Here is a 19,951-nt window from a genome sequence, read left to right as displayed (position 1 = left end):
TTCACCCTGATAGCCAATGAACCGAGTCATTGTTTCGGGGCTGAGCGGTGGACAGATTATGCCGTGCGCAAAATGCTCATCAAAGCGCCTGATCCGAGCCATTCGTTTCCAAAGGTTTACGCAGGTCGCGCAAGCTGCGCGTCACCGTTCCGGTATTGCACTTGGCTGCCGCCTGCTCCGGGGTCATCTCGCGGATGGTGCGGTAGAACAATTCGCAGGTCTGCTTCTTCTGGGTTACCTGCCACTTGCTGGTGCAGGCATCCAGGGTGAGCTTGGCGTCGGCCTGCGGGTTGCGCCCCATGCCGGCCTGCCAGCAGGCGGCGGAGAGGTCCTGGCCCATCATCTTCAGGCCTGCGGCGTCGGCCTTGTCCTGGTCGCCGTCGTAGCTTTTCGGGTCGGCGGCGTACCAGATCGCGCTCGGGTGGTTGGCGCCGAGCACGGGCACCTTGGCGCTGCTGGGCTCGGGGCTGATGCTCACCAGGCCGAGCACGTTGACCTTCGGCCCATACTGTTGCTGGATCCAGGCCCGTACCGGCGCGCCGAACGCGACCATCGGCAAGGCGCCTTTGCCGTCGTGGGTCAGGGCCACTTCCTTGACCATGCGCACCTGGTAGTCGTTGAAGTAGCTGTAGACCCCTTCCAGGTCCTTGCCGGCGCTGGCCGGCGCGGCGATCGGGGCGATGTCGACGATGGTCTGGTAGGCCGGGGTCTGGGTAGCCTCGACACCATTGAAGGTCAGAAGCTGCGCCCAGCGGTCGGTGGTGTTGGACTTCAGGTAGTCCTGGTAGCGGGTCAAAGAGTAGTCCGGCGGGAAGTGCAGCAGTTCGATGCTGCGGCGGTTCTCCAGGGCCATGCCCAGGGGCAGGAACAGGTACCAGCTATAGTCCCAGCCGCCTTTCTGGTTGAGGCGGGTGGCGCCCTGGTAGGCCAGCTCGCCGCTGTCGAGCAGCTTGCGCAAGGGTTCGGCGTAGCTCGCCGGTACGTCGGTGATGCTGGCGTGCAGCTTGTCGTTGTCGCGGTTCACCGTGACCTTGGCATTGGCATAGCCGTCTCGCTGCACGCTCTGGGTGAGGTAGTGCTCGACGGTCTGTTCGAGTGTCCAGTCGCGGTAGCAGATCACGTTGCAGTTGTTGGGGTAGGCGAACAGCCGGGTGACCCGCTGGGCATCGCCCAGGTCGATCTGCGCGTCGGCCATGGCCAGGCCGCTGAAGGTGAGGGCGGCCAGGCCCGATACAGCAATCTTGTGCATGCTTAACTCCTTGTCAGTGGCCGCCAGGACGGCGGACCGCCCATGGTGGATGAAGAGGTGGGGGAATGAAAAGCGCCAGGATATGGCTATTGGCTAGCGCGCTGGTCGGGCTGGGTGCGGTGCAGGCCGATGAACGCGATGTGTGGATGTTTGCCCAGTGGGCCGGGGATCACGAGAACCGCAGGTTTCGTGAAATGCTGGTGGACGCCCGGTTGTATGGCGTGGTGCCGATCCATCAGTTGCTGCGTTCGGCCTCGGACTGGCGCCTGTGCAAGGCTTCACCCTTTGCGGTGCCGCCGGCGAGCCACTGGCCGGCGGTGCGTTCGACGCTGGCATTGATCAAGACCCTGGACCAGCAGGGCATCCTGCGTCAGTTCGAAGTGGTGTCGGCCTACCGTGATCCCCGGCTCAATGCCTGTGCCGGCGGCGCGCCGAGCAGCGCGCACATGCGCGCCTTCGCCGTCGACCTGCTGCTGCCGCGCTGGGCCGACCCGAACCCGCTGTGCCGCTTCTGGCAACAGCACGGCCAGGCCTGGAACATGGGGCTTGGCCGTTACCCCTCGGGGCGTATCCATATCGACACGGCCGGCTATCGCACTTGGGGCGATGACGGCGGGGCCGGGTCGTCGTTCTGCAGCAAGCCCAGGTGAGCCAGGCAGGCCCGGCACTCGTCGCCGACCCACTGCGCGAAGCGCTGGCGCTTGCTGCCGTCGTCCAGCGGCTGCGGGCTGAGCAGGTGGTAGCCGGAGCCGTCGCGCAGGAAGCTGTACGGCGCCTGTAGCTGGCCATTGTCCAGTTCGTCGCGAACCATCAGCGCCGAGGCGATGGCCAGCCCCATGCCCGCGCTGGCAGCCTGGATCGACAAGTAGAAGTGCTCGAAGTCGCTGCGCGCCGTGTGCCGGATGCCTTGGCCGCTCAGGCGTAGCCAGGTGGCCCAGGCATCGGGGCGGGTGGCGCTGTGCAGCAAGCGTTGGCCCTTGAAGTCTGGCCTTGCGACCGGGCCGATCCACTCATCGCAGATCTTCAGGCTGTGCAACTGGCGATCCCAATGGAAGTCATCGCGGCGCAGTGCCAGGTCGATGCCGCCACGGGCGAAGTCCACCGGCCCGCCGGCCGCCACCAGGTGCAGTTGCAGGTCGGGGTGTGCGGCGTGAAAGCGCGGCAGGCGCGGGATCAGCCAGCGCATGGCGATGGTCGGCTCGCAGGAGACCACCAGTACGTTGTCTTCAGGCTGCTGTTGCAGGCGCTGCACGGCGCCCTCCAATTGCTCGAAGATCGACTGGGTGGTGCTGTGCAGCTCGCGACCGGCGGGGGTGAGAAAGATTGCCCGGTTGCGCCGTTCGAACAGTGCCACGCCGAGGCTTTCTTCGAGCAGGCGCACCTGGCGGCTGACCGCGCCGTGGGTGACATGCAGGTGCTCTGCGGCGCGCACGAAGCTTTCAGTGCGGGCGGCGATGTCGAAGTAGCGAAAGGCGGTAAGGGGAGGCAGTTTCATGTGCTGGCCTGTTTCGGCTTTATCGCGGGGCAAGCCCGCTCCCACGCATGCTCAGGCTGCGCTCGTGGGAGCGGGCTTGCCCCGCGATAGGCCAGTCGATTCAATGCGGATAGGAGAGTAAAACTAGCAGATTAGCCAGACTATAAATCGATTTTTACTCGTTCAAGGCAGCAGGATAATCCCATCTTCCGTGAATTTTCATCGAGGATCCCTGTTCGTGAACGAACTCATCGCCGTAGCCCTGTTCACCATCCTGGCTGTCATCAGCCCTGGCGCCGACTTCGCCATGGTAACCCGCAGCAGTTACGCACAAGGCCGCAAAGCTGGCCTCGCTGCCGCGGCAGGCATCGCCCTGGGCGTGCAAGTGCATGTGCTGTACACCGTGCTCGGCATCGCCGTGATCATCAGCCAGAGTCCGACCCTGTTCCTGGCCATGAAGGTGGTAGGGGCGGGCTACCTGGTGTACCTGGGCTACAAGTCGCTGACCAACACCACGCGCATCAGCCTCGACGGCCTGGCGCAGGGCGCGTCCAGCGTGGCGAGCGCGTTGCGCACGGGCTTTCTGACCAATGCGCTGAATCCCAAGACCATGCTGTTCGTGGTCAGCGCCTATACCCAGGTAGTGCGGCCGGGCAGCCCGCTGGGGCTGGACTTCGCCTATGGCGCGTTCATGTCGTTTGCCCATTGGGTCTGGTTCAGCCTGGTGGCGGTGTTCTTTTCCAGTGCGCGATTGCGTGCGGCGATGATCGAGCGCCAGCGCACGGTTGACCGGGTAATCGGGGTGGCCTTGATCGGCCTGGGGCTGGCCGTGGTGGTGGCGGGAGTGAAGTAACGTTTTCGCGGGCAAAGAAAAAGGGCTTATCTTTCGATAAGCCCTTTTAGAAGGTGGTGGCTACACAGGGACTTGAACCCCGGACCCCAGCATTATGAATGCTATGCTCTAACCAACTGAGCTATGTAGCCAACTTGGCGCGCATTATTAGCTCGAATCGCGATCCTGTCAACAACGTTTTCAAAAAAATTTTCCAACCTTTCAAACGCTTAGCCCGGAAGGGCGCCTCAACGCACGATCAGCCAGTGGCCGAGCAGGCTGTGCAGGCGCAATTGCTGATCGGCGGCCAGGCGCTCGAGGCTCTGCGCCGGGTGGTCGAGGTCGAAGTCACCGTTGATCCGCTGATAGGCTGCTTGCTCGTTCATCATCCAGACACGCTGGCCACGGTAATCGGCCAGGCGCTCCAGCACTTCGCTCAACGGCAGGTTCCTGGCCTTCAATTGGCCGTTACGCCAGGCATCGGCCAATTTGGCATCGATCTTTTCGACCGGATTGATACGGCGTTCGCTGAACGTCACGCGTTCGCCGGCACTTACCAGGCGCTGGTCGCCACCCTGCAGGACTGCGGCCTTGCCGCTGAGCACCACCAGTTCGTCATGGTCGGCATGGCGGGCAATCTGCAGGCGGGTGCCGAACACTTGGATCCGAGTGTCATCGACCTGCACCTCCATGGCGCGGCCATCAAGCATTACTTCCAAGTAAACCTGGCCTTGCACCAGATGCAGTTGGCGGGTGCGGCCACGCAGGTCGACATTCATCGCGCTGGCGCTGTCCAGGTGCAGGGTCGATCCGTCGGCCAGGCGCACGCTGCGGCGTTCGCCGCTGTCGGTGTGCAATTCACTGCCCAGGCGCTGCATCAGTGGCCAGTAGAGCCAGGCCAGTGCCGCCACCAGCATCAGGAACAGCAGCGCCAGGCACAGCCCGGCACGGCTGCGGCGTACCTTGGCGACCCGTGGTCGTGGCCGGGCGGCCGGCACCTGCAACTGCTGCCAGTAAGCTTCGAGCTGGGCATACGCCCTGGCGTTGAGCGGGTCCTGGCACCAGTTGGCGAACGCCTGGCGCAGGGCCTCGTCACAGCCGGGTTGGCGCAGGCGCGAGAACCAGTCCAGGGCTTCCTGCTCGGGGTCGGGCGTGGGCTGCAAGGCGGGCATCGGGCTCATGGGATCGGTCTGCTCGCAGAGGGCGGGCGGTTTCGCCCAGCGTTCACAGGGAAGAGGAGAAAGGATGCTAAATATATTGAGAATTATTTACAAGTACGTGTCGGATGGAAGGCTCGCGCAAATAAAAAGGTAGCTTCGTATCTATTTGTTTCACGATAATCGGATCCCAACCCGCAGACGGACATCCAGCTCATGGCCATCAGCAGCACCCCGACTTCCAGCGCCAGCAGCCCGGCAAACCCGGCCACGCCGCTGGTGATGAGCATCATTGGTTTCTGTGCCCTGGCGCACCTGATCAACGACCTGATCCAGGCCGTGCTGCCGGCGATCTACCCGATGCTCAAGGCCAACTACAACCTGAGCTTCGCCCAGATCGGCCTGATCACCCTGACCTTCCAGATCACTGCGTCGCTGCTGCAGCCGTGGGTGGGCTTCTTCACCGACAAGCGGCCCACGCCGAACCTGTTGCCGCTGGGCACCCTGTGCACCCTGGTGGGGATCGTGATGCTGGCCTTCGTTGGCAGCTTCCCGATGATCCTGCTGGCCTCGGCGCTAGTGGGCATCGGCTCCTCGACCTTCCACCCAGAGACCTCGCGCATTGCCCGGCTGGCCTCGGGCGGGCGCTTCGGCCTGGCCCAGTCGAGCTTCCAGGTTGGCGGCAACGCAGGCTCCGCCCTCGGCCCGTTGTTGGCGGCGGCAATCGTCATTCCCTTCGGCCAGACCCACGTGGCCTGGTTCGGCGTGGCCGGGCTGTTCTTCTTTGCCGTGACCCTGATGCTGCGCCGCTGGTACAAGGAGCACCTGAACCAGGCCAAGGCGCGCAAGGCGGTGCAGGCCACCCACGGCATCTCGCGCCAGCGGGTGATCATGGCCTTGGTGGTGCTGGGCCTGCTGGTGTTTTCCAAGTACTTCTACATGGCCAGCTTCACCAGCTACTTCACCTTCTACCTGATCGAGAAGTTCCAGCTGTCGGTGGCCAGTTCGCAGCTGCACCTGTTCCTGTTCCTTGGCGCGGTGGCGGCGGGCACCTTCTTTGGCGGGCCCATCGGTGACCGCATCGGGCGTAAGGCGGTGATCTGGTTCTCGATCCTGGGTGTGGCACCGTTCACTCTGGCGCTGCCCTATGCCGACCTGTTCTGGACCACCGTGCTCAGCGTGGTGATCGGTTTTATCCTGGCTTCGGCGTTCTCGGCCATCGTGGTGTATGCCCAGGAGCTGGTGCCGGGCAATGTGGGGATGATCGCTGGGATCTTCTTCGGGCTGATGTTCGGGTTTGGCGGGATCGGCGCGGCGCTGCTGGGGTATGTGGCCGACCTGCGTGGGATCGAGTATGTGTACGGGGTTTGCTCGTTCCTGCCGTTGTTTGGGTTGCTGGCGGTGTTCTTGCCTTCCACCGGCAAGCGCTGAGAGGGTAGGGGCGCTGTGCGCCCCTTTCGCCGCCGCGACAAGCCGGCGCCCAGACGTTTGCGCTCAGGTGTCTTGCCTGCGCGATGCTTTTGAGGTGTCAGCGCTTCATGCCTAGCTCGGCATCATCCATCAGCGCCTTGGCCAGCGCGCTCAGGTAATACGACGCCCAGAGCAGCTGGGGCTTTTCTTCCATGATCCCGGTGATGTCATGGTTGTTCTCCCTGAAAGGGTCGGTGCCTGTGCGGGCGCCATCGCGGGGCAAGCCCGCTCCCACACTTGGACTTCTCAGTACTTAGCTGCGTGAAGCGGGCTTAATTCAGCGTCGGCGCCTGTAACGGCATCTGCAAGGTGGCAACTGTACATGGGTTGACAGACCGGTGAACAAGACCAGAAACCGGCGCACACGAGGTGCCCCACGCACAGCCGCCATAAAGCAGCGCCATGCGGTTTTGTTCAGAGCGGCCTGTCAAAGCCGGTCGCTGATTTTGCAGCGACCGCCCGAGACTAGAGGCCAACCCAGAGCACCGCAATGGCTTGAAAGGGCTTGGGAGTATGTTTGGGAAATGGACTACAGGGAATGGGGAAAGTCTTAAAAAATCACCACTTCTCCGCTCAGGACTTTCAGCGGGCGTTGTAGCGCGGCGGCGTCCACAGAGAGGGCGAAGCCACTGTGGCGATTGACGGTCCGGATCACCTTGGCCTAGAGTGCCGCCTCCTCAATATCCTGCGTAGCCGATGCAATGCGCCGTACCCGTAGTCTTCGCCCACACCGCCAGCCTGTCGCCCCGACAGCGCGCCGCGCGTGGCCGAGCGACACGGTGCTCAAGCGTCGACGCAGCGTGCTGTTCGCCTTCACCTTCTCGCCACACCTTGCCCTGAACTGATCCGCGCCCCTGCGTAGCGCGCCTTCCCGGCGTGACGGCGGGCGCCTGCGTTCGAACATCTTTCAGCGGATTTTCCAGTCGGCCAGGGCCAGAGCCCCTGCGCGCCGGCTTGCAAGGAGTGGTACATGAACATGCGTTTGCTGGCGGGCCTGTTGTTCGCCGTGTCGGTGGTCGGTTTCAGCCTCGGGGCGAGCCTGCCGCTGGTGTCGTTGCGCCTGCACGAGGCGGGGGCGGGGACCCTGGAGATCGGCATCATCTCGGCGATCCCGGCGGCGGGCATGATGCTCTCGGCGTTCATGGTCGACGCTTGTTGTCGGCACCTGACCCGCCGTGTCATCTACTTGCTGAGCTTCAGCCTGTGCACCCTGAGCATCGCCTTGCTCGAGTGGGCCTTCGACTCGATGCTGTGGTTGGCGCTGCTGCGCCTTGGGCTGGGCATCGGCATGGGCATCGCGATCATCCTTGGCGAGTCGTGGGTCAACGAGCTGTGCCCGGAGCACAACCGCGGCAAGATCATGGCGCTGTACGCCACCAGCTTCACCGGTTTCCAGGTGCTCGGCCCGGCGCTGCTCGCATTGCTGGGCGCCAACAGCCCATGGCTGACCGGCGTGGTCACCCTCTGTTATGGCCTGGCCTTGCTGTGCATCCTGTTCACCGTGCCCAACGATCATGTCGAGCATGAGGAAGACGCCAAGAGCTTCGGCCTGGCCGGTTTCTTCCGTGTGGCCCCGGCCTTGTGCGTGGCGGTGCTGTTCTTCTCGTTCTTCGATGCCGTGGTGCTGTCGCTGCTGCCGGTGTACGCCACCAGCCATGGTTTCGTCGTGGGCGTGGCGGCGCTGATGGTGACCGTGGTGTTCGCCGGCGACATGCTCTTCCAGCTGCCGCTGGGCTGGCTCGCCGACCGGGTCGAGCGCACCGGGTTGCACCTGGTATGCGGGTTGGTGGCAATGATTATCGGCATCGCCTTGCCCTGGCTGCTGCAGATGACCTGGCTGCTGTGGCCGCTGCTGGTGGTGCTCGGCGCGGTGGCGGGGGGCATCTATACCTTGGCGCTGGTACTGATCGGGCAGCGCTTCAAAGGCCAGGACCTGGTCACGGCGAACGCCAGCGTCGGCTTGCTGTGGGGCGTCGGCAGCCTGGTCGGGCCGCTGGTCAGCGGCGCGGCGATGGACGTGGCGCCCCATGGCCTGCCCATGGCGCTGGCGCTGATGGCGGGGCTGTTCGTGTGCTTCGCCCGCCAGGCCTATCGCCGGGCAGGCAAGCTTCAGGCTGTGGCGGACTGACCCCCAGCCATCGAACGGCAGCTCAGAACGTTCCGCGCAAGGTCACCGACACATTGCGCGGATCGCCCCAGTAGTACCCGGTCGGCGTCGGCGCCACCTGGCGGTAGTACTTCTTGTCGAACAGGTTGTTGGCGTTCAACTGCAACGAATAGTTGTCGTTGAAGCGGTAGTTCACCATCGCGTTGTACACCGCATACCCCGACTGCGAAGCTTCGGCTGTGCCGCTGCGGTTGTAGATGGCGCTCTGCGCCTGTACGCCGCCGCCCACGGTCCAGGCCTGCAGCTCGCCCGGCAGGCGATAGCTGGTGAACAGGCGCAGCATGCGCTTGGGGTCGGTGGTGCGGATCGGGTTGCCGTTGTTGCCGGTGGTGTCCTTGAGGTATTCGGTGGTGTTGTAGGTGTAGCCGCCGGTCACGTTCCAGCCCGGCAGCACTTCGCCGGAAATCTCCAGCTCGAAGCCCTGGCTGCGGTTCTTGCCCGCGGCGACCTTGCAATAGCCGCTGGTGTAGTTGGGCAGGCACGGGTTCGGCCCGCTGAGGTCGTCCAGTGCGTTGCCGACCTGGTAGATGCGGAAGAACGCCAGCGAGGTGTTCAGCCGGCCCTCGTAGAACTCGCCCTTGATCCCGGTCTCGTAGGCTTCGCCGGTGACCGGCTCGAGCACGGAGCCTGCGGCATCGGTGTTGGTCTGCGGGTTGAAGATCTCGGTGTAGCTGGCGTAGGTGCTGAAGTTCTCGTTGAGGTCGTAGATCAGCGCGGCGTACGGCACGATCTCGTTGTCGACGCTGAACTTGCCGTTGGCCTTGGTGTTGTTTTCCTGCTCGTAGTCGTACCAGTTGGCGCGGGCGCCGATGATCGCGGTGAGCGGATCGGCCAGGGAGATGCGCCAGGTGGCATAGGCGCCTTCCTGGGTGGTGCGGGTGCGTACCGGGTGGGCGGTGATGTCGATGCTCGGGTTGGCCAGGCTGGTCTTCGGGTCCCAGGTGCGGATGTCGAACACGCCCGATTGCACATTGTTGGTGGCCGAGGCGTAGGAGTCGTTGCGGATGCGTTCGACGCCCAGCATCAGCTCGTGGCTGCGGCCGAGCAGGTCGAACGGGCCGTTGAGGGTGGCACTGAGGTTGTTCTGCAGGCTCTCGCCGCCATCGCCTTCGGTGACCTGATAGCTCATCAGGTAAGGGTTGCGGGTCGGGTTGGCGGTGCCGGTGGCACGGCTGAAGTAGGTCTGCTTGAAGCCGTTGTCGTCCAGTTCGAAGTGGGTGCGCTGGGCCATCAGCTTGAGCGTCCAGTCGTTGTCGAAACGATGCTCGAGCTCGGCAAAGGTCTGCAGGTTGCTGCGGTTCCAGCGGTTCCAGTCGGCGCCCAGGTAGGTGCTGCGGCCGAACGGCAGTGGCGAGCCGTCGTAGTCGGCCGGCAGGTTGCCCCAGGCACCGGTGGCGTCGAGCTGGGTCCACTCGAGGCCAGTGGTCAGGGTGGTGCTGTCGTCGAGATCGAAGGCCATGACCCCGTACAGCACATCCTTGCGCTCCTGGCGCGATTGCTGGAAGTGGTCCTTCTCGTCATGCACCGCGATCACCCGGCCACGCACGTTGCCAGTCTCGGTCAAGGGGCCGGAAAGGTCGGCGACGTAGCGCTGGGCATCCCAGGTACCAAGGGTGACGCTGCCTTCGCCCTGGAATTCATAGGTGGGGCGCTTGCGCACCAGGTTGACGGTGCCGGAAGGATTGCCAGCACCGCGCAACATGCCGGTGGCGCCGCGCAGGATCTCGGCGCGGTCGAGGATTGCCGAATCGCTCTGGATGAACGAACCACCGCCGCTGCTCTGCACCACGGTGGCGCCGTCGTACTGGATGGCGTCGATCTGGTAGCCGCGCGAGTAGTACTGCACCCGCTCGCTGTCGGTCAGGTTGACCACCACGCCTGGGGTCTGCTCGAGCAGGTTGGTGAGGTTGGTGATGTTCTGGTCGTCGATCCGCTGGCGGGTGACCACGGTCACCGATTGCGGCGTGTGGCGGATGCTCTGCGGCGTCTTGCCGATGGTGACCGCCCCGGTGGTGTAGGAGCCGCTGTGCTCGGTGGTCTCGCCCAGGCGGTTGCTGGAGATGCTGGTGGCGCCTAGTTGCAGGGCATCGCCCACCTCCAGGGCAGGTATCAGCAGGAAGCTTTTGTCGCTTTCCTGCTGTACCTGCACATCGCTGCCCTGCAGCAGGATCTGCAACGCCTGCGCACTGTCATGTCGGCCCTGCACGCCTTGGGTGGTCTTGCCCTGCAGGCTACCGGCGTCGAACGACAGGTTCAGCCCACCCTGGCGCGCCAGCTGGTCCAGCGCGGCGGCCAACGGGCCGGCCGGGATGTTCCAGTCGCGCTGCTGGCTCTGGTTGGCGGGCGCGGCGACGGCGACTGTCGGCAGCACGCCTGCGCAGGCCATGCCCAGGCCGAGGGCGGCAGCGTGGATGGCATGGCGCAGGGTGGCGTTGCGAGGGGAACACGGGCGAATCATGAAGCGCTCCTGAAGGTTGTCAGACCACTGTTCGGGCTTGTTTTCCTTCAGGCCGGACGAGAATGAGATTCCACCTCATTTATTTTCATCAATTGTTCAGGCGGCGCCGATGCTCACCCAATAGCGTGTGCGGTAGTCGACGCGCACCGGCAGGCTCCGGGCGACCAGCAGCAGGACCTGATCGGTGTCGGCCAGCTGGAAGGTGCCGGAAACTTTCAGGCCCGCCACCTCCGGCGCGCAGCGCAACACGCCGGGGCGGTAGCGCGACAGCTCGCCGATGAACTCGCCCAGGGGCATCTGCTGCACGCTCAGCACGCCGTCGGTCCAGCCCCAGGGGTCGCCATGTACGGTGGCAGGCCGGTAGTCGCCCTGGGCGAACACCTGCAGCACCTCGCCAGGCTTGACCGAATGCGCTGCGCTGGAGGCGGGGAACAACGTCACCTCGCCTCGGCGCACGGCCACCAGCAGGCCCTGGTCGTTCTCGCGCAGCAGCAGCTGGCCGCCCTGGGTGCCGAGGGTGCCAACCGGGGTGTCAATGCTGAACGGGCGGTTGTCGTTGACGTTGCTGTCCAGGCTGATTTCGCCACGCAGCAGGGTCAGCCGGCGTAGGTCGGCGCTGTAGCGCAGGTCGATGGCACTGGCGGTGTTCAGGCGGATCAGGCTGCCGTCGCTGCCGAGCAGTTCACGGCGCTCGCCGGTGGCGGTGCGGCTGTCGGCCATCCAGGCCGACAGGCCCAGCGGTTCACGCGCCGCCCAGCCAGCGGCGCCGCCCAGGGCCAATACCGACAGCAGCTTGAGATGGTCGCGCCGGCTCATGCGTCGGCGCTCGGTACCGGCGAGGGTCTGCCGACTCAGCTCGGCGGGCAGGCTGGCCAGTTCGTCACCGAGGCTGCTGACCCGCTGCCAGGCCTGGGCATGCTGCGGGTGGCTGGCCAGCCAGCGCTGGAACTGCTGTTCGGTACGTGGGCCGGGGCTGTCGTAGCGCAGTTTGACCAGCCATTCAATGGCCTGGTCGACCTGGGCCTGGGTCGGTATCTGTTCAGGCGTCGGCATAGCGCATCCGGTAGCAGACGCCCAGGGCCTTGGCCAGGTCGCGTTCCACGGTGGCCCGGGAAACGTCCAGGCGCTGGGCGATCTGCGCCAGGCTGAGGCCGTCGAGCTGGGCCAGCAGGAAGGCCTGTCGGGCCCGGGGCTTGAGGCGTTGCAGGGCAAGGTCGAGGCGTTCGAGGGTATCGAGGATCAACAGGCGTTGCTCCTCGCTGGGCGCCTCTTGTTCCGGCAGGTTGGCCAGGCTTTCCAGGTAGGCTTTTTCCAGGGCGCGACGGCGGAACTGGTCGATCATCAGGCCACGGGCGATGCTGCTCAGGTAGGCGCGTGGCTCTTTGAGTGGCGAGGCCTGGCGCGCCTTGAGCAGGCGCACGAAAGTGTCCTGAGCCAGGTCGGCGGCGTTCTCCCGGCAACCCACCCGGGCGCCGAGCCAACCGCGCAGCCAGCGGTGATGGGCCTGATAGAGCAGATCGACCTCGGCCGGTTTCAGCGTGTCTTCGATCTGCATCGTCTGGAGAACCTGCCCGGATAATGTGATTGTTAATGGTTCTCAATTCTATGCGGGGCGCCGTAGGCGGATCAATGGTATGCCAGCGATTAGATGCGCAAGATTGAGCGTTTCACCGATGAACGGTTGGGCTAGGCTGGGAGGCTGTGTCCATGGGAACGCCAACAATGATCCTTGCAGACCTTTCCCCGCAGGCCTTTGACGCTGCCGCTGCCTGGCTGGCCGGGCAGGATGCGGACTGGGCGCGGCATATTGCCGCCGTGGGGCCCTGTCTGCATCGGGCTACCCCCGGGCGCGAGCCTTACGAAGCGCTGGTGCGGGCCATCGCCTACCAGCAGTTGCACGCGCGGGCCGCCGAGGCGATCCTCGGGCGATTGCTGGCGCTGTTCCCGGAAGGAGCGTTTCCCTCGCCCAAACAGTTGCTGGCGGTGACGCCGGAGGCGATGCGCGCCTGTGGGCTATCCGCGAGCAAGATCGCCACGGTTCACGGGATCGCCCAGGCGCGTGTGGAGGGTGTGGTGCCGAGCCGGGAAGAGGCGCTGCATATGTCGGATGCCGCACTGGTCGAACGCCTGGTGGCGCTGCGAGGAGTCGGGCGCTGGACGGTGGAGATGCTGCTGATCTATAGCCTGGAGCGATCGGATATCCTGCCGGTGGACGACTTCGGCGTGCGTGAGGGGTATCGACGCATGAAGGGCCTGGACAAGGCGCCGACGCCCGCGCAAATGCGGGTATTGGGCGGGGCGTGGAGCCCCTATCGCACCGTGGCGGCCTGGTACCTGTGGCGGGCTTGACCCGTGATTGGCCCGTTGAAGATAACGCAAGATTCGGAGTGTTCACTTTCGACCAACCCGCCAAGCTCAGCGCATCGAACCAAGGAGAGGCGCCATGACCCCCGCCCCGACCACCTACACCACCGACGCTGAACGCTGGCACGCCGTGCAGTCCCGCGACACCGCCGCGACCGGCCACTTTGTCTACGCCGTGCGCACCACCGGCGTCTACTGCCAGCCCGCCTGCAAGTCGCGCCTGGCCAAGCGCGAGAACGTCGAGTTCTTTGCCGATCCCGGCCAGGCCGAGGCAGCTGGCTACCGCGCTTGCAAGCGCTGCAAGGCCGGGCAGGGCAGTCGGCGCACCGACCTGGTTGCCCGCGCCTGCCGCCTGATCGAGGCCCGTGAAACCGCGCCCAACCTCGACCAGCTCGGCAGCGAGCTGAACGTCAGCCCGTTCCATCTGCATCGCCTGTTCAAGGCCGAGACCGGCCTGACCCCCAAGGCCTACGCCTCGGCCTTCCGCGCCCAACGTCTGCGCCAGCGCCTGGATGCCGCCGACAGCGTCACCGAGGCCATCTACGACGCGGGCTACAACTCCAACAGCCGGTTTTACGAGAGCGCCGCCGAGCGGCTGGGCATGCGCCCGCGGGAGTACCGTGCCGGCGGCCAGGGTGCCACCATCCATTTTGCCGTGGCCCAGTGCTCGCTGGGGGCGATCCTGGTGGCCCAGAGCGAGCGGGGCATCTGCGCGATCCTGCTGGGTGACGAGCCCGAGCCCTTGCTCAAGGACCTGCAGGACAAGTTCCCCAAGGCCCGGCTGATCGGCGGCGATGACACTTTCGAGCGGCTGGTGGCCGAGGTGATCGGCTTTGTCGAGGCACCGGCGCTGGGCCTGGCGTTGCCCCTGGATGTGCAGGGCACGGCGTTCCAGGAGCGGGTCTGGCAGGCGCTGCGCGAGGTGCCGCCAGGGACCACGGTCAGCTACACCGACATCGCCGAGCGCATCGGCGCGCCCAAGGCCGTGCGGGCGGTGGCTCAGGCCTGCGCGGCCAACGCGATCGCCGTGGCCATTCCCTGTCACCGGGTGGTGCGTCGTGACGGCGACCTCAGTGGCTACCGCTGGGGCATCGAGCGCAAGCGTCAGTTGCTGGACCGAGAGACGGCACTCTCCTGAGCGCCCGGACCGAGTAGAATTCACGCCCTGTCGAGTTGCGTAGAGGAACATTCGATGAGGCGTGTCAGCCTTGACCGATTCTATGCGGGGATTTTCGCCCTGCTGTTGTGCCTGGCCGTCCCGGCCTGGGCTGCCCCGGCCACGCCGGCATCGCGCCTGGCCGTGGCCGAGCAGCAGGTGCTGGACGAGAACGCCAGCCTGGAAGAGTTGAGCGAACGACTCGACCAGATCCGCCAGGGCGTCACCAGCAACGCCAATGACGACCTGCTCGCGCAGTTGCGCCAGTCGGCCCTGCAGGTGCAGCGCCAGGCCGATGCGCTGGCCACCCAGCGTACCGCCGACGTGCAGCGCCTGGACGACCAGCTCAACGTGCTTGGCCCGCCCATGGCCGAAGAGGCCGAGAGCCTGACGCGGCAGCGCAAGCAGCTCACTGACGAGAAGAACAAGGTGGTCGCCGAGCAGAAGGACGCCACCACGTTGACCCAGTCGGCCCGTGACCTGTCCACGCAGATCGTCAACCTGCGCCGCAGCCTGTTCAACTCGCAGATCACCAGCCGCGCCGCCAGCCCGTTGAGCCCGGCGTTCTGGTCGAGCCTGATCCGCCCCACCGACGACGACGTGGCGCGCCTGCGCGACCTGCGCGGCGAAGTCTCGGACGCCATGGCCAGTGCCTTCAGCGCCGAACACCGCTGGTTGTTCATCACCGCGCTGGTGGCGGCGGTGCTGGTCTGGACCCTGGTACGGCGGCTGCTGGAGCGCCTGCTGGCCGATGCGATGATCCGCTGGCTGCCCGAAGGCCGCCTGCGTCGCAGCGCCCTGGCCCTGAGCGTCAGCCTGGCCACGCTGGGCACCATCTCCGGCTCGGTGTCGCTGCTGCGTTGGGGCCTGGAGAGCAGCGCCGACCTGGGTACCGACGTCGCCAGCCTGACCAACCATATCCTTGCGTTGGTGATCTTCAGTGCCTTCATTTCGGGCCTGGGGCGCGCCATGCTGATGCTGCAGCGCCCGTCCTGGCGCCTGCCGCCGATCGCCGACGAGGTGGCCAGCGCGCTGGGCTGGTTCCCCAAAGTGCTGGCCCTGGCGTTGATGGTGCTGCTGACCCAGGAGCGTATCAACAGCGTGATCGGCACCAGCCTGGCGCTGACCCTGGCTACCAACGGCGTGACCGCGCTGGTGGTGTCGCTGCTGTTCGTCGTGGCGCTGCTGCGCTATCGCCGCGCCCACCGCCTGCACGACCTGGAGCGTCCCAAGGGCCTGGCCGGGCTGATCCCGTTCGTGATCGTGGTGTGGGTGGCGGCGGTTCTGCTGACCCTGCTCGCCGGCTACCTGACGCTTGCCTACTTCCTCACCGCCAAGCTGCTGTGGGTCAGCGTGGTGATTACCTGCGCCTACCTGCTGGTGACCGTGTTCGGCGACCTGTGCGAAACCCTGCTGTCACCGCGCCAGCCTGGTGGCCTGGCGCTGGCCTCGGCGCTGGGCCTGCAGCAACGCCACCAGGCCCAGGCCAGCACGGTGCTGGCGGGCATCGGCCGCACTCTTCTGCTGTTTGCCGCCGCGCTGCTGATATTCATGCCATCGGGCACCAGCCCGGGCGAGCTGCTGCTGAGCCTGGCAGACTGGGACGGCACCGGTGGCAAGGTGCTGGGCAACCTGAACATCGTGCCCCAGGACATCTTCCTGGCCGTGGCGATCTTCCTCGGTGGCTGGTTCGCCATCCGCGTGGTCAAGCGCTGGCTGAGCGAACGGCTGCTGCCGGAGACCGACATGGACGCCGGCATGCGCGCCTCGCTGGTGACCCTGGTGGGCTACCTGGGCTTCCTGTTCCTGGCCATGCTGGTGATGTCCACCCTGCACATCAACCTGACCAGCCTGACCTGGGTAGTCAGTGCGCTGTCGGTGGGTATCGGTTTCGGCCTGCAGCAGATCGTGCAGAACTTCATCTCCGGCCTGATCCTGCTTACCGAGCGCCCGGTGAAGGTGGGCGACTGGGTGAGCCTGGCGGGTGTCGAGGGTGATATTCGCCGGATCAACGTGCGCGCCACGGAAATCCAGATGTCCGACCGCTCGACGGTGATCGTGCCCAATTCGCAGTTCATCTCGCAGAACGTGCGCAACGTGACCATGGCCAATGCCCTGGGGGTGGTGGGCATCACCCTGACGCTGCCGCTGGAGACCGACCCTGCGAAAGTGCGCGAGGTGTTGCTGGCGGCGTACAAGGAGCACGAGTCGATCCTCGACGCGCCGGCCACTTCGGTGACCTTCAAGGACCTGACCAGCAGTGGCATGGTCATCGGGGTGAGCGGCTATGTTGCTTCGCCTCGACAGGTGTCGGGCACGCGCAGCGACCTGCTGTTCACCATTCTCGGGCGCTTGCGTGAAGAGGGTATCGCCCTGTCGTCACCGGCGAGCATGGTGCTGGTGCAGGAGAACGGGCGCCAGGCCGACGAACCGGCATAAGGGCAATCGTGAGGCCAGCCCGCTCCCACTGATTGCACATGTCGGCGTGGGAGCGGGCTTGCCCCGCGATGGGGTTCTGAATGCGATTGCGTGAAGACGGGCAGGTGTTCGCCAATAGGCGTTGAAAAAACTCGCCGAACACCTGCCTGCCTCTCCATTTCCTTAAAAGGGACGCCTAAAAAATCACCCCAAGCACCGCGTCACATGCTTCACCGACTGATACCCCGAAAGCCCCCAAGGCCCGAGCTCCCGCCCGATCCCGCTACCCTTGGTCCCGCCCCACGAGGTTTCGACGAACACCGCCTGCACCGAGTTGATCCACACATGCCCCACCTCCAGCGCATCGGCCACGCGCTCGGCGCGTTCCAGATCGGCGGAGCACACGGTGGCGACCAGGCCGAAGCGGCTGTCGTTGGCCTGGGCGATGGCCTCGGCCTCGCTGCCGAAGCGCCGCGCGCACAGCACCGGGCCGAAGATTTCTTCGCCCCACAGGCGACTGCTTACCGGTACATCCACATACAACGTCGGGCTGACGAACCAGCCGTCGCGGTCCAGCGCGGTGCCGCCGGCCAGGCACTTCAGGCCCTCTTCGCGGGCTGTGGCGAAATAGCCGGCGACCTTGAGCCACTGCGCCTGGCTGGTCAGTGGTCCCATGTCCACTTCTTCAGATAGCGGGTTGCCCACGCGCAACGCCGCCAGCGCCGCCTGCAAGCGCGGCAGCAGGGCATCGGCGATGCCTTCCTGCACCAGCAGGCGCGAAGTGGCCGAGCACATCTGCCCGGCGTTCCAGGTAATACCGGCGACGATCCACTCCACCGCATGGTCGACATCGCAATCGTCGAACACCACGATGGCCGACTTGCCGCCCAGCTCCAGCGTTACCGGCCGGCACTGGGCCGCGGCGGCGCGCATCACCTGGCTGCCGACGCCGTTGCTGCCGGTGAATGACAGCTTGTCCAGGCCGTTGTGGCCGCTCAGAGCAGCGCCGGTCTCGGCCTTGCCGCCCACGATGTTCAGCACGCCGGCCGGCAGACCCAGCACCTCGGCGATCTGGCCGTAGGCCTGCTCGATCAGCGGGGTGATTTCGGAGGGCTTGAGCACCACGGTGCAGCCGGCCGCGAGGGCCGGGGCGAGCTTCCAGGCGCTGGTGACCAGCGGGAAGTTCCACGGCACGATCAGGCCGACCACGCCCACCGGCTCAAGGCGGGTGCGGGCGGTGAAGCCCGGCGCGGCCAGGGGCACGTTACGGTTTTTCGACGGTAACTGCTCAGCCAGGTCGGCGTAGTAGGCGAAGGTGGCGATGGCGTCGTCCAGATCGATCTCGGCCTCATGGCGCGGCTTGCCGTTGTTGCGCATCTGCAACGCGATCAGTTCGTCGCGGCGCTGGCCCAGCTGTTCGGCGAAGCCGCGCAGGTAGTTGGCACGCTCGGTGGCGCTGACCGTCTTCCAGGACGCCAGGGCACGGCGCGCGGCGGCCACGGCCTGGTCGACCTGGGCGCTGCTGGCGGCCATCAGTTCGGCGAACGGCTGGCCGTCGGACGGGTTGTGGACAACGATGCAGTCGCTGCCCTGGCCTTCGACCCAGCGGCCGTCGATGTAGTGAGGTGTGGTCATGGTCGGATTCCAGTCAGGCCATTTCGGCAGTGGTCACGGGCTTCACGGGCGTGCTTTTGCAGCGCACCCAGCGCGGGCCACGGGGGCCATACACGCCAGCAGGTTCAGGGAACAGGTTGAGCAGGATCAGGTACAGCACGGCGGCGATGCCGAGGGTCACCGGCAGGCTCAGGTCGATGCCGCCGGCGAGCTCGCCCAGTGGGCCGACGAACTGCCCGGGCAGGTTGACGAAGCACAGGCCAACCACCGCGCTGGGGATCCACGCGCCCATGCCGCGCCAGTTCCAGCCATGGTCGAACCAGTAGTGGCCGCCTTGCTGGCCACGGGTGAACACTTGCAGGTCGTCGGCATGGTAGAAGCCGCGTCGGGTGATCAGGCCGAGGATCATGATCACCATCCAGGGGCTTGTGCAGGTGATGATCAGCACGGCGAAGGTCGACACGCTCTGCACCAGGTTGAAGGTGAAGCGGCCGACGAAGATGAAGCCGATGGCCAGCACGCCGATCAGCAATGTGGCGGCGGCGCGGCTGAGCAGGCGCGGGAACACGCTGGACATGTCCAGGCCGGTGCCGTACAGCGCCGTGGTGCCGGTGGACATCCCGCCGATCACCGCGATCAGGCACACCGGCAGGAAGAACCAGCCCGGCGAAATCGCCAGCAGGCCGCCGACGTAGTTGTTGGCGGCGATGTAGTCCGGTGCCTGGCTGGCCACCAGGGTGGCGGTGCACAGTCCGAACAGGAACGGGATCAGCGTGGCGGCCTGGGCGAGAATCACCGCCAGCATGATGCGCGACTTGGGTGTTTGCCGCGGGATGTAGCGCGACCAGTCGCCGAGGAAGGCGCCGAACGACACCGGGTTGCTCATGGCCAGGATCGCCGCGCCGACGAACGCCGCCCAGAAGCCGGCCTGGCCGAGGTTGATGCTGCCGGCGTAGCCCGCATCGAAGGGCCCGGCGAAAGCGAAGATGCCCAGCAGGAACAGCAGGCTCGAGGCCCACACCGCAATCTTGTTGACCCACAGCATGAAGCGGAAGCCGAAGATGCACACCACCAGCACCAGTATCGCGAACAGGCCGTAGGCCAGGCCCAGGGTCAGGTCGGTTTCCGGCAGGCCGACCAGGCGCTTGGCGCCGCCGACCAGGGCATCGCCGGAGCTCCATACCGACAGCGAGAAGAACGCGACGGCGGTCAGCAGTGACAGGAACGAGCCAACGATACGCCCGTGCACACCGAAGTGCGCGCCGGACGATACCGCGTTGTTGGTGCCGTTGAGCGCGCCGAACAGGCCCATCGGCGCGAGGATCAGCGCGCCCACGCCGACGCCGAGCAGGATCGCCCAGACCCCGGCCTGGAACGACAGCCCGAACAGCACCGGGAAGCTGCCCAGCACGGCGGTGGCGAAGGTATTGGCACCGCCGAAGATCAGGCGGAACAGGTCCAGCGGGGCGGCGTCGCGTTGATCGTCGGGGATCTGTTCGACGCCATTGGTCTCGATACCGGTCGAGTGGCTCATGGTGATGCTCCAGCGCGAATGTTGTCGGCCGTCGGGCGGCCTTGTTGTGGGTGCGATG

At 65.7% G+C, this 19,951-nt stretch carries 16 protein-coding genes and 1 tRNA gene; 7 read left to right on the top strand and 10 right to left on the bottom strand.

Annotated elements, in window-relative coordinates; genetic code table 11:
- Window positions 1-79 precede the first annotated feature (79 nt).
- Complete coding sequence (locus tag AAHK21_RS09990; protein ID WP_367857155.1) at window positions 80-1,249, bottom strand: hypothetical protein; 1,170 nt, start codon at window positions 1,247-1,249, stop codon at window positions 80-82.
- A 65-nt stretch (window positions 1,250-1,314) separates the two neighbouring features.
- On the opposite strand from AAHK21_RS09990, the gene AAHK21_RS09985 reads away from it, so the two are divergent.
- A complete protein-coding gene (locus AAHK21_RS09985) occupies window positions 1,315-1,899 on the top strand; it encodes a D-Ala-D-Ala carboxypeptidase family metallohydrolase (protein ID WP_367857154.1) in 585 nt (194 codons plus the stop codon).
- Here AAHK21_RS09985 and AAHK21_RS09980 read toward each other — a convergent pair.
- Complete coding sequence (locus AAHK21_RS09980; RefSeq protein ID WP_367857153.1) at window positions 1,839-2,744, bottom strand: LysR substrate-binding domain-containing protein; 906 nt, start codon at window positions 2,742-2,744, stop codon at window positions 1,839-1,841. The two genes, AAHK21_RS09985 and AAHK21_RS09980, sit on opposite strands and share 61 nt — an antisense overlap.
- 217 nt (window positions 2,745-2,961) lie before the next feature.
- Here AAHK21_RS09980 and AAHK21_RS09975 point away from each other — a divergent pair, with 217 nt between their 5' ends.
- Window positions 2,962-3,576 (top strand): LysE family translocator, encoded by a 615-nt coding sequence (locus AAHK21_RS09975; RefSeq protein WP_367857152.1) that lies wholly within the window; start codon window positions 2,962-2,964, stop codon window positions 3,574-3,576.
- A 54-nt stretch (window positions 3,577-3,630) separates the two neighbouring features.
- Here the strand turns inward: AAHK21_RS09975 and AAHK21_RS09970 are convergent.
- A tRNA-Met gene (locus AAHK21_RS09970) sits at window positions 3,631-3,707 on the bottom strand.
- Window positions 3,708-3,803: 96 nt separating this feature from the next.
- Window positions 3,804-4,727, bottom strand: a complete 924-nt coding sequence (locus AAHK21_RS09965) for a FecR domain-containing protein (RefSeq protein ID WP_367858975.1) — start codon at window positions 4,725-4,727, stop codon at window positions 3,804-3,806.
- Between the two features lie 201 nt (window positions 4,728-4,928).
- Between AAHK21_RS09965 and AAHK21_RS09960 the strand changes: the two genes are divergently transcribed.
- Window positions 4,929-6,143, top strand: a complete 1,215-nt coding sequence (locus AAHK21_RS09960; RefSeq protein WP_367857151.1) for an MFS transporter — start codon at window positions 4,929-4,931, stop codon at window positions 6,141-6,143.
- Between the two features lie 97 nt (window positions 6,144-6,240).
- On the opposite strand, the gene AAHK21_RS09955 is transcribed toward AAHK21_RS09960, so the two are convergent.
- Window positions 6,241-6,405, bottom strand: a complete 165-nt coding sequence (locus AAHK21_RS09955) for a hypothetical protein (RefSeq protein ID WP_367859042.1) — start codon at window positions 6,403-6,405, stop codon at window positions 6,241-6,243.
- 747 nt (window positions 6,406-7,152) lie between these two features.
- Here AAHK21_RS09955 and AAHK21_RS09950 point away from each other — a divergent pair.
- Window positions 7,153-8,310, top strand: coding sequence for an MFS transporter (locus tag AAHK21_RS09950; protein ID WP_367857150.1), 1,158 nt, complete (start codon window positions 7,153-7,155; stop codon window positions 8,308-8,310).
- Window positions 8,311-8,332: 22 nt separating this feature from the next.
- On the opposite strand, the gene AAHK21_RS09945 is transcribed toward AAHK21_RS09950, so the two are convergent.
- The 3 genes from AAHK21_RS09945 to AAHK21_RS09935 form a co-directional block, all read right to left on the bottom strand.
- Window positions 8,333-10,807: a TonB-dependent siderophore receptor gene (locus AAHK21_RS09945; RefSeq protein ID WP_367857149.1), complete on the bottom strand. Its 2,475-nt coding sequence runs from the start codon at window positions 10,805-10,807 to the stop codon at window positions 8,333-8,335.
- Window positions 10,808-10,903: 96 nt separating this feature from the next.
- The gene (locus tag AAHK21_RS09940) at window positions 10,904-11,860 is read right to left on the bottom strand and encodes a FecR domain-containing protein (RefSeq protein ID WP_367857148.1); all 957 of its coding nucleotides are present in this window, start codon (window positions 11,858-11,860) and stop codon (window positions 10,904-10,906) included.
- Complete coding sequence (locus tag AAHK21_RS09935; protein WP_046857166.1) at window positions 11,847-12,362, bottom strand: sigma-70 family RNA polymerase sigma factor; 516 nt, start codon at window positions 12,360-12,362, stop codon at window positions 11,847-11,849. Before AAHK21_RS09935 ends, AAHK21_RS09940 begins: the two co-directional genes overlap by 14 nt.
- 167 nt (window positions 12,363-12,529) lie before the next feature.
- On the opposite strand from AAHK21_RS09935, the gene AAHK21_RS09930 reads away from it, so the two are divergent.
- From AAHK21_RS09930 to AAHK21_RS09920, 3 genes are all read left to right on the top strand, one after another.
- A complete protein-coding gene (locus tag AAHK21_RS09930; protein ID WP_367857147.1) occupies window positions 12,530-13,156 on the top strand; it encodes a DNA-3-methyladenine glycosylase in 627 nt (208 codons plus the stop codon).
- A gap of 94 nt (window positions 13,157-13,250) precedes the next feature.
- Entirely contained in the window at window positions 13,251-14,309 is a 1,059-nt protein-coding gene (gene ada / locus AAHK21_RS09925) for a bifunctional DNA-binding transcriptional regulator/O6-methylguanine-DNA methyltransferase Ada (protein WP_110604447.1), read from the top strand.
- Between the two features lie 54 nt (window positions 14,310-14,363).
- Window positions 14,364-16,766, top strand: a complete 2,403-nt coding sequence (locus tag AAHK21_RS09920; protein ID WP_367857146.1) for a DUF3772 domain-containing protein — start codon at window positions 14,364-14,366, stop codon at window positions 16,764-16,766.
- A 183-nt stretch (window positions 16,767-16,949) separates the two neighbouring features.
- On the opposite strand, the gene AAHK21_RS09915 is transcribed toward AAHK21_RS09920, so the two are convergent.
- Window positions 16,950-18,380, bottom strand: coding sequence for an aldehyde dehydrogenase family protein (locus AAHK21_RS09915; RefSeq protein WP_367857145.1), 1,431 nt, complete (start codon window positions 18,378-18,380; stop codon window positions 16,950-16,952).
- Between the two features lie 13 nt (window positions 18,381-18,393).
- Complete coding sequence (locus AAHK21_RS09910) at window positions 18,394-19,893, bottom strand: cytosine permease (RefSeq protein ID WP_367857144.1); 1,500 nt, start codon at window positions 19,891-19,893, stop codon at window positions 18,394-18,396.
- Between the last annotated feature and the right edge of the window lie 58 nt (window positions 19,894-19,951).

The sequence above is a fragment of the Pseudomonas sp. TE50-2 genome (assembly GCF_040813665.1).
In the GTDB taxonomy this organism is placed as follows: domain Bacteria; phylum Pseudomonadota; class Gammaproteobacteria; order Pseudomonadales; family Pseudomonadaceae; genus Aquipseudomonas; species Aquipseudomonas soli.
The sequence above is the reverse complement of the archived record's forward strand: the minus strand, read 5'-3'. Positions and strand labels throughout refer to the sequence as shown.